The following is a 20374-nucleotide window of genomic DNA, read 5'->3' as shown; positions in this document are numbered from 1 at the left end:
AGAAAACCGGGCGTCAGTGACGGTCTGCCGAATACGGGCAGGGTCGTGAACCGATGCATGTAGTTTTGCTGATGAACCGCTACGCAACGCTTTCATAACGAAGACAAGCAGCGCTTTAGCTCCTTGTACCGTTCCCTTTCGGGGCCAGTCAGCTTCATCAATCTGCCTTGTGGGCAGTGCACATCCGGAAAAACAGCTCGGCGGTCAGACGAGCCTGTTCAAAACGCGTGTTACCAACACTCCCGATCCGGGAGACGTCTCGATAATGCAAGGACAAAAAGCTTACGTCAACGATTATGTAGTGATTATTTTTAGGCACTACATAAATCGTTGTGGGGGCGGGGAGATGCAGGAGAAACGTGACTTGGGCGTCATTTTTCGTGCGCTGGGTCGCGTGATAGCGTTTGGTAAAGTGGATAAAGTTGCACGGCGCCTGTGGGTTTTTCGCGAGCACGCTCGCTCCTACAGGCGCTCGACCAGCAGAGGTAATAATTGCTCACACTGCGCTTCGATCTTTACCTGCAGGAGCTCATCCCCGCGGGTCTTGCCCAGGTTGATGGCAATCACCGGCTTGCCCTGTTCCACCATCGCCTTGCACAGGCGAAACGCCGAATAAGCCATCAGCGATGATCCCACCACCAGCAGCCCTTCGGCATCATGCACGGCAGCCATGGCTCTGGCTGCGGTAGCGGGCGCCACGTTTTCACCAAAGAACACCACGTCCGGTTTCAGCCGTTGCCCCTCGCAGTGGGGGCAGCATGGAACCTGGAAGTGCTCCTCGAAAACAGGGTCGAGCAAGGTATCGCCGTCAGGCGCCTGCACCGCATGGACATGCGCAAAGTGCGGGTTGTCGATTTCCATCCGCCGCTGGATCGCGTCGCGCTCGCTGCGCTGCCGGCAATCCAGGCACAGCACCCGGTGCAAGCTGCCATGCAACTCGATCACCTCGTGGCTGCCGGCCTGATCGTGCAGCGTGTCGACGTTTTGCGTGATCAGGCCACTGATGATCCCACGTTGCTGCAACGTCGCCAGGGCCTGATGCGCCCTGTTCGGTTGGGCAAGGCGCACCCGTGGCCAACCCAGCATTGCCCTGGCCCAATAACGGCGACGTGCCTGCGCGGTGGCGAGGAACTCCTGGTACATCATCGGCGCTTTGCCCCGGCGCACGCCTTCGCCGTCACGGTAGTCGGGGATACCCGACGAGGTGCTGATGCCCGCACCGGTCAGCACCAGGAAGCGCTTTTCGACCATCGCCCGGTGCAGCGTGTCGAGGTGGTCTGCTTGATGTTCCAGCGTGTCGAGCATGGGGTCTCCTATTCGCCGCGGATGTACTGCTCCAGCTGTTTGATCAAGGCGGCTTGTTCAGCAATGGCTTCCTTGACCAGGTCGCCGATGGACAGCAGGCCGAGCAGTTTGCCGTCTTCGACGACCGGAAGGTGGCGCAGGTGACTGTCGGTCATGATGTTCATGCACGCCTCGACCGTTTTATGGGTATCTACGGTAATGACCGGGGAGCTCATCACGTCGTCCACGCGGGTGGTCACCGACGACAGCCCCTTGAGGATGAGTTTGCGGGCGTAATCGCGCTCGCTGATGATCCCCACCACTGCGCCGTCCTTGACCACTGGCAAAGCCCCGACGTTTTTCTCGGACATGCGCACCAGCGCCTCGAACACGGTGTGGTCCCACTGGATGGTGTGGACCTCCTGGTTCTTCTGGTCCTTGGCTTTGAGCAATTCTGCGACGGTTTTCATGGCGGCCACTCCGGTGTTGTTGTTAGGTAGTCAGCTATCCCCTACAGAATCCTAGACGCACTACGTCGCAGCAAGGTCCAAAGCGGCGTCAAACCCGTCGAAAAGCGTCATTCGCCGGATTTTTTTGCGTTTTAACCGGCATTTGCCGGCCTTTTTGCCCGTTTGGGGCTGGTCGCCGTCTTGCGTGGCGCGCTCTTGCGTTTGTTTTTCCATGGCGCCGCGCCTTTGATTGCCGGGCTGGCAGCGGCGGTGATGGTCATGCGCATGCCAGTGCAACGAGCCACCTGCTTGCTCATCCACGCCGCTTGTTTGGCGACGAATTCTTCCAGGCTCATTTCGCCGCTTTGCACCATATCCAGCGCCTGTTCCCAGATGGCGGTGGTGCCGGGGTCGGCGATGGCACGGGGTACGGCATCGATCAGGCTGAACGCGGCCGGGGTGGCCGACAGTGCCTTGCCGTTTTTCACCAGGTAACCACGGTCCAGCAGGCCCTGGATGATGCCGGCGCGGGTGGCCTCGGTGCCAATGCCGGTGGTGTCCTTGAGTTTCTGCTTGAGCAGTGGGTCTTCCACCAGCTTGGCGACGTTTTTCATTGCCTTGATCAGGTCGCCTTCAGTGAAAGGCTTGGGCGGTTGGGTCCACAGGTCCTTGAGGTTGACCCTGGCCACCGCGCAGTCCTGGCCTTGCACCAGCATAGGCAAGGCTTGGGGAGCAGGAACGTCCCGACCTTTGGCGGGGGCAAGGGCTTCGGGCAATGCGCGTTTCCAGCCCGGTTCGATGATGACCTTGCCCACGGCACGCAACGCCTGGCCTGCACAGTCGAAGTCCGCCTGGGTTCGGTCGTATTCATGGTTGGGCAGAAATTGCGCCAGGTAGCGTGCGCGTATCAGCGTGTAGACCGCGCGGTGCTTGCCGGTGAGTTGCCCGACGTCCTTGCCGGCCCCGGTGGGGATGATGCCGTGGTGGGCGCTGACCTTGGCGTCGTTCCAGGCGCGTGAGCGGCGCTGGGGATCAATATGCTGCATCAACTCGGCCACCGCTGCATCCGCGCGGCCGAGTGCGGCGAGAATCTTTGGCGCTTCGCTGTGCTGGCTCAATGGCAAATAGCCGCAATCGCTGCGCGGGTAGGTGATGACCTTGTGGGTTTCGTAGAGCGATTGGGCGATATCCAGGGTTTCCTGGGCGCCGAGGCCGAGCTTTTTGGAGCAGATTTCCTGCAGGGTGCCGAGGTCGAAGGGCAGGGGGGCGGCCTCGCGCATGCGTTCGGTGCGCAGCTTTACCAGTCGCGCATCGGCCGCGTGGCTCATGGCGTCGGCGGCGTCCCGGGCCAGCTGCGGGTTGAGGCAACGGCCCTGGTCATCGCAGGCATCGTCGGTGGCGCGCCATTGCGCGGTGAAGGTCATGCTTTGGTGGCGCAGGTCCACGTCGATGGCCCAATACGCCACGGGGATGAAATCGGCGATGCTGCGGTCACGGTCGACCACCAGGCGCAGGGTAGGGGTTTGCACGCGGCCGACCGGCAATACGCCCTGATAGCCGGATTGACGTCCGAGCAACGTAAACAGGCGGCTCATGTTCATGCCGATCAGCCAGTCGGCACGGGAGCGGCCCAGGGCCGAGTGATACAGGTTGAAGGTTTGTGCGCCGGGCTTGAGCGCGGCCAGGGCCTTGCGGATGGAGGCATCATCGAGCGCCGACAACCACAACCGCTGGATCGGCCCGCGATAACGGCAATGTTCCACCAGCTCACGGGCAATCATTTCACCCTCGCGGTCGGCGTCGGTTGCGATCACCAGTTCCCTGGCTTCCCCCAGCAGGCGCTTGACCACCTTGAACTGGCTGGCGGTTCTGGGCTTGACCTGCATCTTCCATTTTTCCGGGACGATCGGCAGGTCGGCCAATACCCAGCGCTTGTATTTGGCGTCATAAGCGTCAGGCGGGGCGGTTTCCAGCAGGTGGCCGATGCACCAGGTGACCGTGACCCCATTGCCCAGCCAGCATCCATCGCCCCGGCGGCTGGCGCCGAGCACGGCCGCGATGTCCTTGGCCTGGGAGGGTTTTTCACAGAGGTACAGCTGCATGGTCATCACATCGTATTGGTTGATGCCTTGCAGGATGCTTAGTCAAAGCGAATTGAGCAACTGTTATCTGTATGGATGTACAGCAAATTATGTAGGCACCACAGATGAATGTGGGAGGGGGCTTGCCCCCGATAGCGGTGTATCAGTCTTGAAGACATCGACTGAACTACCGCCATCGGGGGCAAGCCCCCTCCCACAGGGGATGTGCAGTGCTTAAGGCAACTCAGTTATTGTCGATATCCACATGCCGGGTTTCCTTCAGGCAGAACAGCCCGACGATCAGGCTCACGCCGGTCACCACCACCGGGTACCACAAGCCATAGAAAATATCCCCGGTGTACACCACCAGCGCAAACGACACGGTGGGCAGGAACCCGCCGAACCAGCCGTTACCGATATGGTAGGGCAGCGACATCGAGGTGTAGCGGATGCGTGTCGGGAACAGTTCCACCATCAGCGCCGCCAAGGGGCCGTAGCACATGGCTGCGATCAGGATCAGTGCCACGATCAGCGCCACCACCATCACCTTGTTGACCTGGGCCATGTCCGCCGAACTCGGGTAGCCGGCCAGCGTCACTGCACCACGCAAGGCCGCTTCATCAAAGCCATCGATACTGACGTCGCCCACGTTGACTTGTACCGGCGCGCCGGCTGGGGCGGCGACGCTGCTGTAGGGCAGGCCCTGCTTGACCAGGAAGGTCTTGACCTTGTCGCACGGGCTGTCAAAGCGCGCCTTGCCCACCGGGTCGAACTGGAAGGTGCAGGTGGCCGGATCGGCCAGCACGGTAATCGGTGCCTGGCGGCTCGCCTGGTCCATCGCCGGGTTGGTGTAGTGCGCCAGGCCCTTGAAGATCGGGAAGTACAGGAAAGTCGCCAGCAGCAGGCCAAGCATCAGCACCGGCTTGCGCCCGACCTTGTCCGACAGCCAGCCAAACAGGATGAAGAACGGCGCGCCAATCACCACGCTGATGATCAGCAACATGTTGGCCAGGGCCGGGTCCATCTTCAGGAACTGGGTGAGGAAGAACAGCACATAAAACTGCGCCGCATAAAAGGTCACCGCCTGCCCGCCGTTGATGCTGAACAGTGCGATCAGTACGACCTTGAGGTTTTCCCACTTACCGAACGAGTCGCGGATCGGCGCCTTGCTGGCCTTGCCTTCCTCTTTCATTTTCAGGAACGCGGGCGATTCGTGCAGGCTCATGCGAATCCAGGTGGAGATGCCCAGCAACACGATGGAGAACAGGAACGGGATACGCCAGCCCCATACCTCGAACTGGTCGCCGGTGAAGTAACGGCAGGCCAGCACCACCAGCAACGACAGCAACAGGCCGAGGGTGGCGGTGGATTGAATCCAGCTGGTGTGCAAGCCACGTTTGCCGGCAGGCGCATGCTCGGCCACATACGTGGCGGCGCCACCGTATTCACCGCCCAGCGCCAGGCCTTGCAGCATGCGCAGCACGATCAGAATGATCGGTGCGGCGATGCCGATGCTGGCATAGGTCGGCAGCAGGCCCACGCAAAAGGTGGCCACGCCCATCAGAATGATGGTGACGAGGAAGGTGTACTTGCGCCCGATCATGTCGCCCAGGCGGCCGAATACCAGCGCGCCGAACGGCCGCACCACGAAGCCTGCGGCGAATGCCATCAGCGCAAAGATAAACGCCGTGGTGTCGTTGACCCCGGCAAAGAACTGCTTGCTGATCACCGCCGCGAGGGCGCCGTAGAGGAAGAAGTCATACCATTCGAAAACCGTCCCGAGGGACGAGGCAAAAATGACTTTCTTCGAGTCGTTGCCGGTGCTCGCATCCATCGCCGAGCCCAGGGGTTGAGCATGTTCTGACATCGGGTAACCCTCACAGTGATTATTTATTGTTGTTCCACTGTCGGCGCCGGGTGCGGCGCCGCTATTCAGATTGCGTGAACCAGTTCTCTCTGCGGGGCGAGGCTCCTTGTGTGCGGTGAGAGGATCAACTGCGCGGCCTTCTCGGCGATCATCAGCGTCGGTGAGCAGGTGTTGCCCGAGGTAATGCGCGGCATGATCGAGGCGTCGGCGATGCGCAGGCCCGGCACGCCATGCACGCGCAGCTGTGCGTCGACCACGGCGTCCTTGTCATCGCCCATGCGGCAGGTGCCCACCGGATGGAAGATGGTCGTGCCGATGCGCGCCGCGGCTTCGTGCAATTGTTCTTCGGTTTGCAGCGCGTCACCGGGCAGGTATTCCACCGGCTTGAACCGGCTCAGGGCCGGCGCGGCCACGATTCGCCGGGTCAGGCGAATGGCGTCGGCGGCCACGCGCAGGTCTTCGGGGTGGCTGAGGTAGTTGGGCTGGATCAGCGGTGCGTCCGCCGGGTTGGCAGAGCGGATATCGATGCGCCCGCGGCTGTGTGGGCGCAGGTCGCAGACCGAGGCGGTAAAGGCCGGAAACGCGTGCAGCGGTTCGCCAAAGCGCTCCAGGGACAACGGCTGCACATGGTATTGAAGGTTGGCCGAGGTCTGCTCCGGGCCGGAGCGGGCAAACGCGCCAAGCTGGCTGGGCGCCATCGACAGCGGCCCGCTGCGGTCATACAGGTAGCGCAGGCCCATGCCCATCTTGCCCCATACGGTGCCGGCGATCTGGTTCAGGGTGCGCGCGTTTTCCAGCTTGTAGATCAGGCGCAGTTGCAGGTGGTCCTGCAGGTTGCCACCCACGCCCGGCAGTTCATGCACCACGTCGATGCCCAACGGTTTGAGCACGTGGGCAGGGCCGATACCCGAGCGTTGCAGGATGCCTGGCGAGCCCACGGCACCGGCGCACAGCACGATTTCCCTGCAGGCTTTCCAGCTCAGTTGCTGGCCATGACGGCGCCCGATCACTTGGGAGGCGCGGCCGTTTTCCAGCACCACGCGGTCGACCTCCACCTCGGTCAATACCGTCAGATTGAGCCGTTGGCGGACCGGTTTGAGAAACGCCTTGGCCGCGTTCCAGCGCACCCCGGCCTTCTGGTTGACCTGGAAATAACCGCAACCTTCGTTATCGCCCTGATTGAAATCGCTGATATTGGCGATGCCGCTCTGCTGTGCTGCGTCGCGAAATGCATCGAGGATGGGCCAATGCAGGCGCTGCTGCTCGACGCGCCATTCGCCGCCCTCGCTGTGGAATGGCGAATCGCCGGCGAAATGGTTTTCGCTGTGCTTGAACAGCGGCAATACGTCATTCCAGGCCCAGCCCGGATTGCCTTGCGCCGCCCAGCCGTCATAGTCCCGGGCCTGGCCGCGCATATAGATCATGCCGTTGATGGACGAGCAACCGCCCAGTACCTTGCCGCGTGGGTAGCTCAGGGCGCGACCTTGCAGGCCGGCCTGGGCCTGGGTCTTGAAGCACCAGTCGGTGCGCGGGTTGCCGATGCAGAACAGGTAGCCGACCGGAATATGAATCCAGGCGTAGTTATCGCGACCACCGGCTTCCAGCAGCAGGACGCGATGGGCCGGGTTGGCGGACAGACGATTGGCCAGCAAGCAGCCGGCGGGGCCGGCACCGACGATCACGTAATCGTATTCAGCAGTTGCAGTGGGCATCTGGGGCCTCGCTTGTTTTTCTTATTGGCTCCATCCTAGTTGTTAGTTTTCGTCTTAAAAATGTTAGTTTTTGCCCAGCTGCTGTGCGTTTTTAAACAGCGCTGCCCACGCGTGCGCAAAGGAGGCGATATGTTCGACTGGAATGACCTGCGGTTTTTTCTCGAATTGCAGCGCAGCGGCCGCTTGCTCACCGCCGCGCAACGCTTGAAGACCACGCACGCCACGGTGGCGCGGCATATCGAGGCCATCGAAAAAAGCCTCGGTACGGCGCTGTTCGTGCAGCACGCCCAGGGTTACGAGCTGACGCCGTCCGGCGAAGCCCTGCTCAAACATGCCGAAGCCATGGAAAACGTGGCGCTGCTGGCCGAAGACGAACTGACCCATTGCGCGGCGCCCCTGGGCAAAATTCGCCTGGGGGTGGCGGAGGGCCTGGGGGTGATGTTCCTCGCCGGTCGCATGGGCGGGCTGTTTGAACGTTATCCCGGCCTGGAAGTGGAACTGGTCGCGGTGCCGCGCTTTGTCAGCATCCTCAACCGCGAGGCGGAAATCAGCATTCACCTGGAACGCCCCAGCGTCGATCAGTTGGTGACCCGCAAACTCACCGATTACCGCCTGGCGCTGTATGCCAGCCGCACTTACCTTGAGCGTCATCCGCCGATTGAAAAACGCGAAGACCTCGCGGCCCATGCGTGGATCGATTACGTCGACGATCTGCTGTTCAGCCAGGAACTGAAATTCCTCAGCAGCTTCTGTCGCAGTCCCAAGGTGGTCTTTCACAGCACCAGCGTGATTGCCCAGCACCAGGCCGCGCGATCCGGCCTGGGGATCGCGGTATTGCCCTGTTTCATGGCGGCGGGCGATGCGCAGTTGGTGCCGTTGTTGCCGGGGGAGAGCATCCAGCGCAGTTATTGGATCAGTTCGCGGCGGGAGTTGCACAAGTCGGTGCGGTTGCGGGTGTTGTGGGATTATGTGGTGGAGTTGTGCGCGCGGGAGCAGAGCCTGCTGTTGGGCGAAAGCTGACTGACGAAACAGAATCAAAACTGTGGGAGGGGGCTTGCCCCCGATAGCTTTGTATCAGTCAATGCAGCGGTGGCTGAACCACCGCTATCGGGGGCAAGCCCCCTCCCACATATGAACCCTGTTGTGTCAGGCAGCGCTTAGAACTTCACTGCCTGATTGTAGTGGTAGGTGGTGGTGCATTGTTCAGAGGAACCAGCGATATTCCCGCGCATGAATTTCCTGCTGGAACGCCAGGTGATCCTGGCGCTTGTTCTCGCAATACACATCGACAAATTCCGCGCCCAGCTTGTCGCGCACAACCTGCTGATGTTGCATGGCGCGCACGGCGTCGAGCATTTCCACGGGGAAATCAGTGCCGCTGCTGCGGTCTTCATTCAGTGGCGCGATAGGGTCCTGCCTGGCTTCGAGGCCATGCTCCAAACCGGCGAGGATCGCCGCCAACACCAGGTAGGGGTTGGCGTCGGCGCTGGCCAGGCGATGCTCGATACGCAGGTTGCGCGGGTCTGACTCGGGGATGCGCACGCACGCATCCCGGTCTTCGAAACCCCAGCTGGCGCGGGTGGCGGCGTTGACCGTACCGCCGAGGCGGCGCAAGGCGTTGTGGTTGGGGGCGAAGATCGGCATGCAATGGGGCAGCAACGCCAGGCAACCGGCCACGGCGTGGCGCAGCGGTTGCTGCTGGTGCGCCGCCAGCAGGTTGTTGCCCGCACCGTCATACAGGCTGACGTGCACATGCATGCCGCTGCCGGGAAACTGCAGGTAAGGTTTGGCCATGAAGCTGGCGCGGTAGCCGTGCTTGAGCGCCACGCCGCGCGTGCTGCGGCAGAACAGGGCGGCCCAGTCGGCGGCACGCAGGCCGTCGTCGCAATGGCCGAAATTGATTTCGAACTGGCCCGGGCCGATTTCGGCGGTGATCACCGTAATATCGATGCCCTGGGCCGTGGCGGTTTGCGCCATGTCGTCCAGCACGTCGCCAAAGCGCGACAGCCGTTCGATATGCAGGGTGGGCTGGTCGTCGGCATCGTCGCTCAGCGGGTCGCGGGGGAATTGCGGCAGGCCGTTGTCGAGCTTTTTGTCGAACAGGTAGAACTCCAGTTCAAACGCCACGACCGGGTGAATGCCTTTGAGGCGCAGGCGCTCCAGCACGTTGGCCAGGACTTCGCGAGGTTCGAATTCGATCGGCGCTTCGGTGCCGTCGGAGGTGATCAGCATCTGCCCCAGCGGCTGCGACTCCCAGCTCACCGGCTTCAGCGTACCCGGCACCAGGCGCCGATTGGCGTCCGGGTCGCCGTCATTGAAGCAGTAGTCGCCAATCTTGAACAACCCGCCCTGGGCCCCCAGCAATACGGCGTTCTGCGGCAGCTTCAAGGGGCTGCCGGCGGCGACTTTCTCGAGCATGTCCACCGGGTAGCGCTTGCCGTAGAAATGCCCCGCAATGTCCAAGGCGATCAGGTCGACGTAGCGCACATCGGGGTGGTTCTGGCGGAAGGTCCGAACTTCGGCCAGCAAGGTTGCAGAGGGGCTTTTCACGGGTGCAGCTCCTAGTTGTAAACCCACAGCACGCGGGCGGGCAGGTCGGTCAGGTTGGCGTAGCGGCAGTGGGCGAAGCTGGCGAGATGGAAGCTGTCGCCCGGGCCGAGGGTGACTGCATCGGCTTCACCTTCAACCCACAGGGTCAGCTCGCCCTCCAGCACAAAACCGGCCTGCTCGGCGCGGTCGCTCATGGTCTGTTCACCACTGTTGGCGCCGGGTGCCAACAGGCTGTCGAGCATCGAGAACGCGCCGTTCATGCTCGGCGAGACGAGGATGTCGGTGATGCCATTGGCGTAGTACACCGTGCGCCGCTCGTTGGGGCGGGTGACCCAATCCACCGCCCTGGGTTTGGGCCGGCTGTAGAAATAGGTCGTAGGGACGTCGAGGGCGTGGCTGATGGCGGTCAGGTCGGCGACGGTTGGGCGCGACAGGCCGCGCTCGACCTGGGACAGAAAACCCACCGACCGCTCGATCTTCTGCGCGAGTTGGGCGAGGGTGAGTTTCTTGTGCTTGCGCAGGTCGTGGATCAACGCGGCGAGGGTGGCGAGTTCTTCTTGAGGGCTCATGAAATATATGTCAGATAATTTCATGAAAAATTACAGGAATTATTTCATGCCGGCAATGGGGACGCTTCGTCCTCCGCAATCGGAGGTGTTTGCAGGCCTTCGGGCATCGGGCAATCGAGGATGGCGGCGATCGCGCGCGCCAACTCGATTTCTTCGGGGGTGATATGGCCGTCGTTTTCGATGCAGACCGCGACCGCTTCCATCAGGATCGCTTTATCTTCCGGTTGAAGCTGTTGCAGGCCTTTCAACGGTTTGTCGAGTGCATCCAGGCTTGCACCTTCTTTCAGTGTCTTCATTGGCGCCGTATAAAAGGGCAATACATCACAGGCGCGGTAGTACGCCAGCTCAATCTGTGCCTGGCTTCTTTGCCCTGTGAGGGCAAGTATGCCGAGCAGCAACGTTATGTTGTCCTCCTGTTGTTCCAGTGTGGACCGGCGTTTGATTGTGGGCTTGGGCAGCACTTGTGCATCGAGTATGTTGATCAAGGCCCAACCCCCAAAAAGGCCGCGGGAATCGACGGCAACCAGGCTCCTCATGGTGTGGGTGAAGACCGTGTATTGGTCGGCTGGCAATTGCTTGAGCGCCGGAACGCACAGGTCCAACAACGACAGGCGCAGATAGCGGTCAAGCCCACGTACAGGTGCGTCCAACCCCGGCAGGAAGTGGGCGACTTGTGGATCGAGGATTTCCTGCAGCAGCTTGAGTTGCCGCGCGCGCAGAGCCGGTTGTACGCAGAGCAGCAAGCTGTAGATCAGGGCTTGTGCGCCGGCAGGGTCGCCCGCTACCGACCAGGCCTCATAGGGGATCATGCTCTGGGTGGCTTGAGTCTGATAACGCTGTGCCGGCTCTTCTTGCGTGCTGTTCAGCCCTCCGGCAGCGATGGCCACGGCGCCAAGGACTTCCCAGCGGCGACGATTCTCCTGGGCCTGTTCATCGTCGCCCATCAGGGTTTCCAGCGGAGGAACATCCGGGTACTCGCCATCCCACTCGGGATAGAGCCGCGCTATTCGTTTCGCGAGTGGGGGATGAGGAGAAATGGATCGCTGTGAGAATTTGCGGAAGGGCGCCGCGAAAAACATCGGCAGGAAGTTCTCTGTCTCCTGGCAGCACGTCAGAAACGATGAAGGTGGGTGTCCAGCTATTTTCATCAGTGCGCTGGCAACGCTTTGCGGGTGACGTGTGAACTGCGCAGCTGTCGCGTCAGCCAGGAACTTGCGTTGGCGGTTGACGCGCGACATCGCGAAATAGGTGAGGTAAGCCCAGCCGCCTGCCAGGAAGAACAACGATGCGCCGATCACGCCACTGGCGGCGACAGGTAGAAGCAGCAGGGTAAACCAGGCGACGCCTAGATAGACTCCCGTCATACGTGCATCGGAGCGCATGTCATTGTTGTGAATCTGGCTGAACAAATGGGCAATGACTGCTTGCATTTCTTCACGATTGAACATGACGGTCGCGCCAAAGGTCACGCAGATGACCGAGTTTTTCGGTGTGCGGCCGGCGGCAAGGGCGTTGATGCATCCCTGATTCATCATGTAAACCAAGGGCACATGGCTGCCTGAAGCAATGGCCATTTCCTCGACGATATCAAGCAGCCAACGATTGTCTTGCGCCACCGGCTCCGCACTGATCAGTACGCCACCGAAGCTTTCTGCAATTGCGCTGCCGCCCTTTTTCAGCTTGCGGCCCTGGAACCAGTACCCTGCCGCAATGAACGGCAGTATCACTGCAGAGATAAGCAAGGGTTCGTACCAATGAATCTCATCAAACCAGGTTGATAAAAATACCCCGAATAGAGCGGGGGTGAGCACAATCACGGTCACCAGTAACACGCGATAGATCGCATTTCTGCGAGCCCGGTCCTGATGTTCAAAAAAGTTCATGCAGCCATCCGTGGCACTGATCAGGTGAAGGATACCGTCGGGACGGTTTGAATCTGTTTGCTGTCTTCAAACTCCAGCAACGTCGCGTCCGTGCCGTGCCCCACGGCCTGGGCCATGAGGATCGTCGGAAATTTCTGGCGGAAAATGTTGTATTCCATCACCGCATCGTTGAAGAACTGACGGGCATACGCAATGCGGTTTTCGGTATTGGTCATTTCATCGCTCAGTTGCATCATTGTTTCTGATGCATACAGGTCCGGATAATCCTCAAGCGAAACGTTCAGGTTATCCACGGCCGTGTTGAGCCGACTCTCATTCTTGCCCAGTTGCGCGATGGAGTGCGCACTGCCAGGTTCTGCCGCCGCGAGCTTGAGGCAGGCTGCCGCCACGTTGCGTGCTTCGGTGACAGCCACCAGTGTGCCGCGCTCATGACTCATGTACGCCTTGGCCGTTTCCACCAGGTTGGGGATCAGGTCATGGCGCCGCTTGAGTTGCACCTCGATCTGGCTGAACGCGTTCTTGAAGCGATTTCGCAAACTGACCAGCGTGTTGTAGAGGCTGATCAGGTAGAGCGCTATCACACTGAGAACGCCAATGAAAATGACCCAGAAAACGCTGCCGAACATTGGATGTCCTTATCTGTGAAAGTGAGGTCGCAATCATAGCGGATAATGGCCATTTCCAATGACTTGTCCAACGTTAAAAGTGCCGACCGGCCAGCTATCCGGCTGGGCCGTTGATGACGGCAACTCAAGCGTGGGGCTGGAGCAAGGTGAGCGGCTGAATGATTTCGCGCCGCTGCGGTCGGAACCTGGGTACGTCCCCTGAATTGAAGGAGCACCCATGAAGTCCAAATCCCTATTTGCCTGTGTTCTCGTTGCCGCAAGCCTGTCCACTGCGAGTTTCGTGGTGCAGGCCGGCGATACCCCTCAGGAAACCGTGCAACCTTCGAATATCAACGCCCGTGACTTGAAAGAAGGCGACCGCGCCCCGGACATGTTGATGCGCAAGGAATCGGCGGTTAAAGACTGGAAAAAACGCGGCCTCAAGCAGCCCGAAGATGAGAGCCAGTGGGCACGAGTAGGCGACAAGTACGTCCTGCTCAAAACCACCAACGGCACCATCCTTGAAATTACGCCGGTCAAGAAATAATCCTGCCGGACCACCTGCTCGCGTCACCTTTCCTGGGTTAAGGTAGCCGACCGCAATGGTCGCGTTACCTTCAAGGAAAGAGAGCAGGATGCTTGCCGCAATAAGAAACTATCCCCGCACGGTGAACCTGCTGCTGTCGGCCACGTTGTTGCTGACGCTGGCCAAGGCGATCACGTTTCCGTACCTGGTGATTTACCTCACCGGCCATTTCGCCCTGGATATCAGCCAGGTCGGCCTGGTGATCGGCAGTTCGCTGATTGTGGGCTCGCTGCTCAGCGTCTATGGCGGTTTCCTCGTCGACCGCGTCAACAGTTACCGCTTGCTGCTCGGGCTGAGCCTGGTGTTTGTGCTGGGCTTCATCGGTACGGTCCTGGCGCAGACTGTCTGGGCGTTCTATAGCTGCCTGATTCTGATCAACCTGGCCTATGCGGTCATCGATATTGCGATCAAGGCCGGTTTCGCCAGCGTGCTGCCCGAGGATGGGCGCAGCGAAGTGTTCTCCATCAAATACACCCTGACCAATATCGGCTATGCCGTGGGCCCGTTTTTTGGCGCGATGGTGGCCACGCTGGATATCAGCCTGCCGTTTATTCTGTCGGCGTTGTTGGGCGCGGGATTTTTCCTGTTGTATTGGCGTCTGGGCGACCGCGCACTGACCACCGTCGACGCCACGCAAAAACCGGTGTCATTCCTCGCCGTAGGCCGGGTGCTGCTCAAGGATCACCGCCTGGTGTGTTTCACCGTTGGTGGACTGCTCAGTGCCGTGGTGTTCGGTCAGTTCGTCGCCTACCTGTCGCAATACCTGGTGACCACCACCACCGCCGAATACACCTACACGGTAATCAGCACAATACTCACCACCAACGCCGTGCTGGTGATTGCCTTGCAGTACCTGATTGGCCGGCGCATCTCGCACCGCTACTTGAGCCAGTGGCTGATCGCGGGCTTGAGCATGTTCATGCTGGGGTTGATCGGCTTTGCGCTGTCCACCAGCCTGTTGTGGTGGGTGCTGGCGATGGCGGTTTTTACCGTGGGGGAAATCATCGTGTTTCCGGCCGAGTACATGTTTATCGACCGGATCGCTCCTGACCACTTGCGCGGCATGTATTACGGCGCGCAGAACCTGGCCAATCTCGGTGCCGCGTTGGGGCCGGTGTTATGCGGGCTGGTGCTGGCCAGCCTGCCGGCGCATTACATGTTTTTCATGCTTGGGGGATTTATCGTAGGGGGCGGGGTGTTCTATTTCATTGGGGCGAAGCTGAAGGCAGGTCATCCAGGTTGAGTTTGCCGACCGTATTGCTCTGCAGTTCGTAGCGCAATTCATCGACCATTTTCGTCACTTCTTCCGGGGTCTGCAGCCGGTTGGTGCTGATGCCGGTAACCACCAGATCGACTCGGCCGGTTTCGGCGTCGAATACCTTGAGGGTCAAGGACGCATCCCGGCACAGGGTGAATTCGCACGTCAGCGGCGACAGGCCTTCTTCGATGCAATTTCGCAGTTGAGAGAGGGTAAGCATGCAGGTTCCTTCAAGGCACAGATTCGATGCCTTGAAGGTTATTGATTGCACCGCCAGCTAATAAGGCGAATTCGCACTATATGAACTAGTGCATTTGCACTCTCAGCGCTTGTTTTTTACCCGCAGTTCGCCGGCAAACAGCCCGCGTTCACGGGCCCAGACAATAGCCGAACTGCGGCTGTGAACGCCCAGTTTGGAGTACACCGTCGCCACATGGTTGCGCACGGTATTGGGCGCCAGCTTCAGGCGCGAAGCGATTTCCTTGTCGGCCAGGCCCTCGCAGATCAAGCCCAGCACGTCCCGTTCACGGGCCGTGAGGTCGGTGAAGGATACATTCGGCACGTTAGGGCTGTTGACGCTTTTGGCATTGGCCAGTTTCTCGATCAGGGTCTGGCTGAACCAGGAGGCGTCCTGCATGACTTCTTCGATGGCCGCCACCAGCTCTAGCTCCGAGCGCTTGCGTTCGGTAATGTTCATGAACACCAGCAGGTAGCACGGCACATCCTGGATCACCACGGTGTCGGCGGACACCACGCAGTCGATCACTTCATTGCCTTTCTTGCGTACCTTGAGGTCGTGGCCGTCGAGGTTTCCGGCCTTTTCCAGCGTGGCGAACAATTGCGCGCTGGTAGGCGGGCTGTCGATGAAGTTGATTTCTTCGATGGACTTGCCGATCAGTTCTTCACTGATGTAACCCGTGATGCTCATGAACGCTTCGTTGACGTCCACAACCTGGCGATTGGCGGCGTTGCACACCAGGGTCGGCACTGGCGTCAGGCGGAAGGATTTGGCGAATCGTTCTTCGCTCTGGCGCAGGGCGATTTCCGCCTTGCGCCGCGGCTCCAGGTCCATGAACGAGAACAGCATGCAGTCTTCCTCGTTCATATCCAGAGGCTGGCCGGCCACCACAACCAGCTTGCTGCCGCCTTCGGGCAGCCTCAGTTCTGCCTGCATCTGTGGAATGGTCGCGCCTTGCCCCAGGCGCTCGATCGCCAGGTCCTTGCGCTCGGCCTGCTCGAGCACGTCCAGTTCATACACGGATTTGCCGATGACTTGGTCGCGGCTGTAGCCGGTCATTTCTAGAAAGCCCTGGTTGACCTTGATGTAGCGCAGATCGCTCAGGCGGCAGATCACGGCAGGGGCGGGGTTGGCGTTGAAGGTTTTTTCGAAGCGCTGCTCGGCGCTGGCCCACTCGGTGGCATCGCTGAGGATCAGCACCAGCAGTTCCGGCTCACCCTGTGCGTCAGTGATGACCAGGCTGCGCAGGCGGTGCACCCAGGTTTTTTCCTGGTCGGTGGTGGGAATGACCTCCACGATCACGTCGCTGAATTCTTCTCCCGCCGCTGCGCGGGCCAGGGGGTAGATGTCCAGTTGCAACGGGTGGTTGTTGCGATAGCGCAGACTGAAGCGCTCGGCGTATTGCCGGGTGCTGGCGCCCAGCCCCATGACGTCGCCGACGCCATGCATGGCCAACGCGGCCTCGTTGGCCCAGAGGATGGTCTGGTCGACCTCCGCCAATATCACACCATCGGATAATCCGGAGATGATCTGTTGCAGTTGGCGGCGGTTGGTTTCTTTGGCAAGAACATCCTGTGTCATAGATTCTCCGAAGTCTGGACGCATTGAATTACGACATCCCAGGTTTCGGATAGTGCAGAGAAGTTGTCCCTGTGGGAGTGCGAATGCACCAGGCCAGATAGTGCATTTGGGCCACGACTGAACGTATGTCGTTTCGCCACACTCACACCAGTCAAGGCACTTTGCCTTGCTCCGATAATTTGAAAAGGACCTTTGTATGACCACTGTCTATGAAACCAATCGATCGCTGTTTCGGGTGTCGTGGAGCTCGGTATTGGCCGGTAGTGCAATTGCACTGGTGACCTACCTGGTGTTGAGTGTGTTGGGTACGGCGATTGGCGCGAGTGCCGTCGAGCCGATGGAAGCCGGTAACCCGTTGAGCGGTTTCGGTACGGGCGCCGGGATCTGGTTGTTTGTATCGACGCTGATCGCCATTGCGCTTGGCGCGTTCGTGGCCGGGCGTACCGCACCGGATCGCGGTGGTCTGCACGGTGTACTGACCTGGACCCTGACCACCTTGCTGACCACCTGGCTGCTGGCAGGCTTGGCCTCCAGCGTCGTGGGTACCGCGGGCAACGTGGTGGGTAAAGGTCTGTCGGCTGCCGGCAGTGGCATCGCCGCCGCCGCACCGGGGATCGGCAACAGCATCAAGCAGCAGTTGAACGAGCAGGGTATCCAGCTGGACTGGAACAGCCTGCAAGGTCAACTCGATACCCTGCTCAAGCAAAGCGGCAAGCCTGAGCTGGACCCGGCCAACGTCGAGCAGAAAACCGACCAGGCTGCAGCCGATGGCAAGCAAACCGCGACTGACGCAGCGACCAACCCTGCCCAGGCGGGCGATGAGCTCAAGCAGTGGTTCGAGCGCGTGAAATCGTCCGGCGAGCCTGCACTGAACGCTGCAGATAAAGAGGCCCTGGTCAACATCGTCGCGGCGCGTACCGGCAAGAGCAAGGAAGAAGCCACGCAGATCGTCGACAACTATGCCCAGGCTTATCAGCAGGCCATGCAGAAAGTCGAAGAACTCAAGCAACAGGCTGAACAGAAAGCCCGTGAAGCCGGTGAAGTAGCGGCCAAGCAACTGTCTCGTGCAGCCTGGAGCACCTTGGCGATGCTGCTGCTGGGTGCGGCCTTGAGCTTCTTTGTCGGTCGTATCGCGCTGACAACCCGTCGCGTGCCATTGGCTTAAAAACTGTCTGCGGCAGGGACGCCGCCTCGGTGAACGCGTAAAATGCCCGACATTTTACGCGTATCACGCAAAGGTGCCCCTTGAGCGCAGGCAAAGCCGTCGGACTGTTACTACTCACCTCTCTGTTGGCGGCGTGCGGCACCTCGCCGCCACGCACGCCCAACGACATCTGCAGCATCTTTCGCGAAAAGGACGACTGGTACGACGCGGCGAAGGTCACGCAAAAGCGCTGGGGCGTGCCCATCCAGGTGCCGTTCGCGATCATGTATCAGGAGTCGGGCTTTCGCTACGACGCCAAGACCCCGCGTAAATACCTGCTGTGGATCATCCCCTGGGGTCGCGTGTCCACGGCGTCCGGCTATGCCCAGGCCAAGGATGAGGTATGGAATGACTACCGCAAAAGCACCGGCCGCAGCGGCGCCGATCGCGAGGATTTCGACGACGCCATCGACTTCATCGGTTGGTACATGGACAAGACCTACACCATCAACGGCGTCTACAAATACGACGCCTACGGCCAGTACCTGAACTACCACGAAGGCTGGGGCGGCTACCGCCAGCGCACCTACGCCAGCAAAGCCTGGCTGCTACCGGTGGCGAGCAAGGTACAGGCGCGTTCGCAGCTGTATGCGCGGCAATATGCCGGGTGCAAGGATGAGTTGGGCCGAGGGTTCTGGAGCCGGTTCTGGCATTGGTTGTAAAAAGCTTCTGGATGCATGCAGACCCAATGTGGGAGGGGGCTTGCCCCCGATGGCGGAGTATCAGCCACTGATGTTGCGACTGATGTACCGCTATCGGGGGCAAGCCCCCTCCCACAGTAAATGCCGGTACGGCGCCGGACCTGTGGCGATGCCGCTGACAGCCTCACAGCCGACGGCTATCTAACTGACGCGCTACGATCCAAATGTGGGAGGGGGCTTGCCCCCGATAGCGGAGTGTCAGCCACTGATATCTCGACTGATGCACCGCTATCGGGGGCAAGCCCCCTCCCACAGTAAATGGCAGTACGGCGCCGGACCTGTGGCGATGCCGCTGACAGCCTCACAGCCGACGGCTATCTGACTGACGCGCTGCGGTCCAAATGTGGGAGGGGGCTTGCCCCCGATGGCAGAGTGTCAGCCACTGATATCTCGACTGATGCACCGCTATCGGGGGCAAGCCCCCTCCCACATTTGGTTTTGTGCCATTTCCACCAGATGCCTGTTCCTACACTTGCCAAACCCCGCCGATTCTGGGAAAACCCCAGCCTTTCACGCTTCCAATGAGACTCCCATGAGCAACGACGAACTGCAGGTCACCGACATCCGCCTGGGCACCGGCAAAACCGTGGTCAAGGGCGCGCTGATCACCACCCAATACACCGGCACCCTGGAAGATGGCACGGTGTTCGATTCGTCGTGGGAGCGGGGCAAGCCGTTCCAGTGCGTGATCGGCACCGGCCGCGTGATCAAGGGCTGGGACCAAGGCTTGATGGGCATGCAGGTTGGTGGTGTGCGCACGTTGTATGTACCGGCGCACCTGGCCTATGGCGAGCGCTCGATGGGCGCGCATATCAAGCCGAACAGCAATCTGCGTTTCGAAATTGAATTGCTGGAAGTGCTGACGCGCGATGATTGAAGGGATTGAATATGGATGTTGATCCAGACGTGTTGCCTGGCTGCTCCCTCGACGGCATTCAGGTGGTTGAGCTGCTTGGCGGGGATGAGGCTGAGCTGCAGCAGTTTTTTGAACAGGCGCCGGATTATTTCATTGCAGTGAATGGTGAGCCGGCTACCCCGACCGAAGCGCGGGACGAGTTGCGCGGCCAATTACCCGCAGGTTGGCATTGCAGCCGCATGTACTGGCTGGGTTACCGCGATGCGCAGGATCAACTGGTCGCTGTGGTGAATATCGCCGCGGATCTGCTCGCCGCCGGGGTATGGCATATCGGGTTGCTGCTGGTGCATACGCGCTGGCACGGCAGCGGGCTCGCGCAGCGCTTGCACTCGGACCTTGAGGCATGGGCGGCGGCGAAGGGCGCCCAGTGGCTGCGGCTGACGGTGGTGGTGGGCAATACCAGGGCCGAGCGCTTTTGGCCCAGGCTTGGGTATGTGCAGGTGCGAACCCGAGAGGGCATCGCGATGGGTCTTCAGGTGAACAGGGTCTCTATCCAGATCAAGCCGCTGCGCAACGGGACCATTGACGGCTACCTGGCGCGGGTTGAGCGGGACCGACCCAGCACCCGGTAACCTGTACCGGTCTCATCAGTGCAAGGCGCCTGATGTCTCCTCAACCTTGATTCCAAATCTGCCGTACAGCGCCTTTCGCCCCTTGGGCGTCAATGCCTGGGATTGCGGTGTATCAGGCAATGAATTCGTAACTGACGCACCGTCTTCGGGGGCAAGCCCCCTCCCACAGTAAATGGCGGTACGGCGTCGGACCTGTGACCAGGCGGCTGACGGCCTCACAGCCGACGGCTATCTAACTGATGCGCTGCGGTCCAAATGTGGGAGGGGGCTTGCCCCCGATGGCGGCCTCTGGGCCGACCAGGATGTTGGATCAGATCG

General features: G+C 60.5%; 19 protein-coding genes. 7 read left to right on the top strand and 12 right to left on the bottom strand.

Features of this window, described 5'->3' with window-relative positions:
• Positions 1-157 precede the first annotated feature (157 nt).
• The 6 genes from BFP90_RS25700 to BFP90_RS25675 all read right to left on the bottom strand — a co-directional run bounded on the left by BFP90_RS25700 (position 158) and on the right by BFP90_RS25675 (position 7393).
• The gene (locus BFP90_RS25700; RefSeq protein ID WP_065898294.1) at positions 158-454 is read right to left on the bottom strand and encodes a hypothetical protein; all 297 of its coding nucleotides are present in this window, start codon (positions 452-454) and stop codon (positions 158-160) included.
• Between the two features lie 8 nt (positions 455-462).
• Positions 463-1305 (bottom strand): NAD-dependent protein deacetylase, encoded by an 843-nt coding sequence (locus BFP90_RS25695; RefSeq protein ID WP_065898293.1) that lies wholly within the window; start codon positions 1303-1305, stop codon positions 463-465.
• A gap of 8 nt (positions 1306-1313) precedes the next feature.
• Complete coding sequence (locus BFP90_RS25690) at positions 1314-1754, bottom strand: CBS domain-containing protein (protein ID WP_065884401.1); 441 nt, start codon at positions 1752-1754, stop codon at positions 1314-1316.
• A 131-nt stretch (positions 1755-1885) separates the two neighbouring features.
• The gene (locus tag BFP90_RS25685; RefSeq protein WP_065898292.1) at positions 1886-3841 is read right to left on the bottom strand and encodes a DNA topoisomerase III; all 1956 of its coding nucleotides are present in this window, start codon (positions 3839-3841) and stop codon (positions 1886-1888) included.
• Between the two features lie 217 nt (positions 3842-4058).
• Positions 4059-5681: an MFS transporter gene (locus BFP90_RS25680; protein ID WP_065898291.1), complete on the bottom strand. Its 1623-nt coding sequence runs from the start codon at positions 5679-5681 to the stop codon at positions 4059-4061.
• 65 nt (positions 5682-5746) lie between these two features.
• The gene (locus BFP90_RS25675; protein ID WP_065898290.1) at positions 5747-7393 is read right to left on the bottom strand and encodes a GMC family oxidoreductase; all 1647 of its coding nucleotides are present in this window, start codon (positions 7391-7393) and stop codon (positions 5747-5749) included.
• A gap of 129 nt (positions 7394-7522) precedes the next feature.
• Here BFP90_RS25675 and BFP90_RS25670 point away from each other — a divergent pair, with 129 nt between their 5' ends.
• Positions 7523-8413 carry a LysR family transcriptional regulator gene (locus BFP90_RS25670; protein WP_065898289.1) on the top strand — a complete coding sequence of 297 codons (891 nt, stop codon included), beginning with the start codon at positions 7523-7525 and terminating at the stop codon, positions 8411-8413.
• Between the two features lie 183 nt (positions 8414-8596).
• On the opposite strand, the gene BFP90_RS25665 is transcribed toward BFP90_RS25670, so the two are convergent.
• Genes BFP90_RS25665 through BFP90_RS25650 form a run of 4 tightly spaced genes read right to left on the bottom strand, consistent with a single transcriptional unit; the run spans position 8597 to position 13021 of the window.
• Complete coding sequence (locus BFP90_RS25665; RefSeq protein ID WP_065884406.1) at positions 8597-9943, bottom strand: glutamine synthetase family protein; 1347 nt, start codon at positions 9941-9943, stop codon at positions 8597-8599.
• An 11-nt stretch (positions 9944-9954) separates the two neighbouring features.
• On the bottom strand, positions 9955-10512 hold the full coding sequence (locus BFP90_RS25660) for a helix-turn-helix domain-containing protein (protein WP_065884407.1): 558 nt from the start codon (positions 10510-10512) through the stop codon (positions 9955-9957).
• A gap of 44 nt (positions 10513-10556) precedes the next feature.
• Positions 10557-12395, bottom strand: a complete 1839-nt coding sequence (locus tag BFP90_RS25655; RefSeq protein ID WP_065898288.1) for a M48 family metalloprotease — start codon at positions 12393-12395, stop codon at positions 10557-10559.
• A gap of 20 nt (positions 12396-12415) precedes the next feature.
• Positions 12416-13021, bottom strand: a complete 606-nt coding sequence (locus tag BFP90_RS25650; RefSeq protein WP_065884409.1) for a LemA family protein — start codon at positions 13019-13021, stop codon at positions 12416-12418.
• Between the two features lie 217 nt (positions 13022-13238).
• Here BFP90_RS25650 and BFP90_RS25645 point away from each other — a divergent pair, with 217 nt between their 5' ends.
• The gene (locus BFP90_RS25645; RefSeq protein WP_065884410.1) at positions 13239-13547 is read left to right on the top strand and encodes an RcnB family protein; all 309 of its coding nucleotides are present in this window, start codon (positions 13239-13241) and stop codon (positions 13545-13547) included.
• Positions 13548-13635: 88 nt separating this feature from the next.
• Positions 13636-14829, top strand: a complete 1194-nt coding sequence (locus BFP90_RS25640) for an MFS transporter (protein ID WP_065898287.1) — start codon at positions 13636-13638, stop codon at positions 14827-14829.
• On the opposite strand, the gene BFP90_RS25635 is transcribed toward BFP90_RS25640, so the two are convergent.
• Positions 14792-15064, bottom strand: coding sequence for a DUF1652 domain-containing protein (locus tag BFP90_RS25635; protein WP_065898286.1), 273 nt, complete (start codon positions 15062-15064; stop codon positions 14792-14794). The two genes, BFP90_RS25640 and BFP90_RS25635, sit on opposite strands and share 38 nt — an antisense overlap.
• 102 nt (positions 15065-15166) lie before the next feature.
• A complete protein-coding gene (locus BFP90_RS25630; protein ID WP_065898285.1) occupies positions 15167-16663 on the bottom strand; it encodes a PAS domain S-box protein in 1497 nt (498 codons plus the stop codon).
• 196 nt (positions 16664-16859) lie between these two features.
• Here BFP90_RS25630 and BFP90_RS25625 point away from each other — a divergent pair, with 196 nt between their 5' ends.
• From BFP90_RS25625 to BFP90_RS25610, 4 genes are all read left to right on the top strand, one after another.
• The gene (locus tag BFP90_RS25625; RefSeq protein WP_065898284.1) at positions 16860-17828 is read left to right on the top strand and encodes a hypothetical protein; all 969 of its coding nucleotides are present in this window, start codon (positions 16860-16862) and stop codon (positions 17826-17828) included.
• A gap of 80 nt (positions 17829-17908) precedes the next feature.
• Positions 17909-18529 (top strand): transglycosylase SLT domain-containing protein, encoded by a 621-nt coding sequence (locus BFP90_RS25620; RefSeq protein WP_065898283.1) that lies wholly within the window; start codon positions 17909-17911, stop codon positions 18527-18529.
• A 571-nt stretch (positions 18530-19100) separates the two neighbouring features.
• Positions 19101-19445 (top strand): FKBP-type peptidyl-prolyl cis-trans isomerase, encoded by a 345-nt coding sequence (locus BFP90_RS25615; protein WP_065895535.1) that lies wholly within the window; start codon positions 19101-19103, stop codon positions 19443-19445.
• A gap of 11 nt (positions 19446-19456) precedes the next feature.
• Positions 19457-20056, top strand: a complete 600-nt coding sequence (locus BFP90_RS25610) for a GNAT family N-acetyltransferase (protein ID WP_065898282.1) — start codon at positions 19457-19459, stop codon at positions 20054-20056.
• The last annotated feature ends 318 nt before the right edge of the window (positions 20057-20374 follow it).

Origin of the sequence: Pseudomonas sp. 24 E 13 (genome assembly GCF_900004715.1) — a bacterium.
Taxonomy (GTDB): Bacteria; Pseudomonadota; Gammaproteobacteria; order Pseudomonadales; family Pseudomonadaceae; genus Aquipseudomonas; species Aquipseudomonas orientalis_A.
This window is presented reverse-complemented; position numbering and strand designations above follow the sequence as displayed.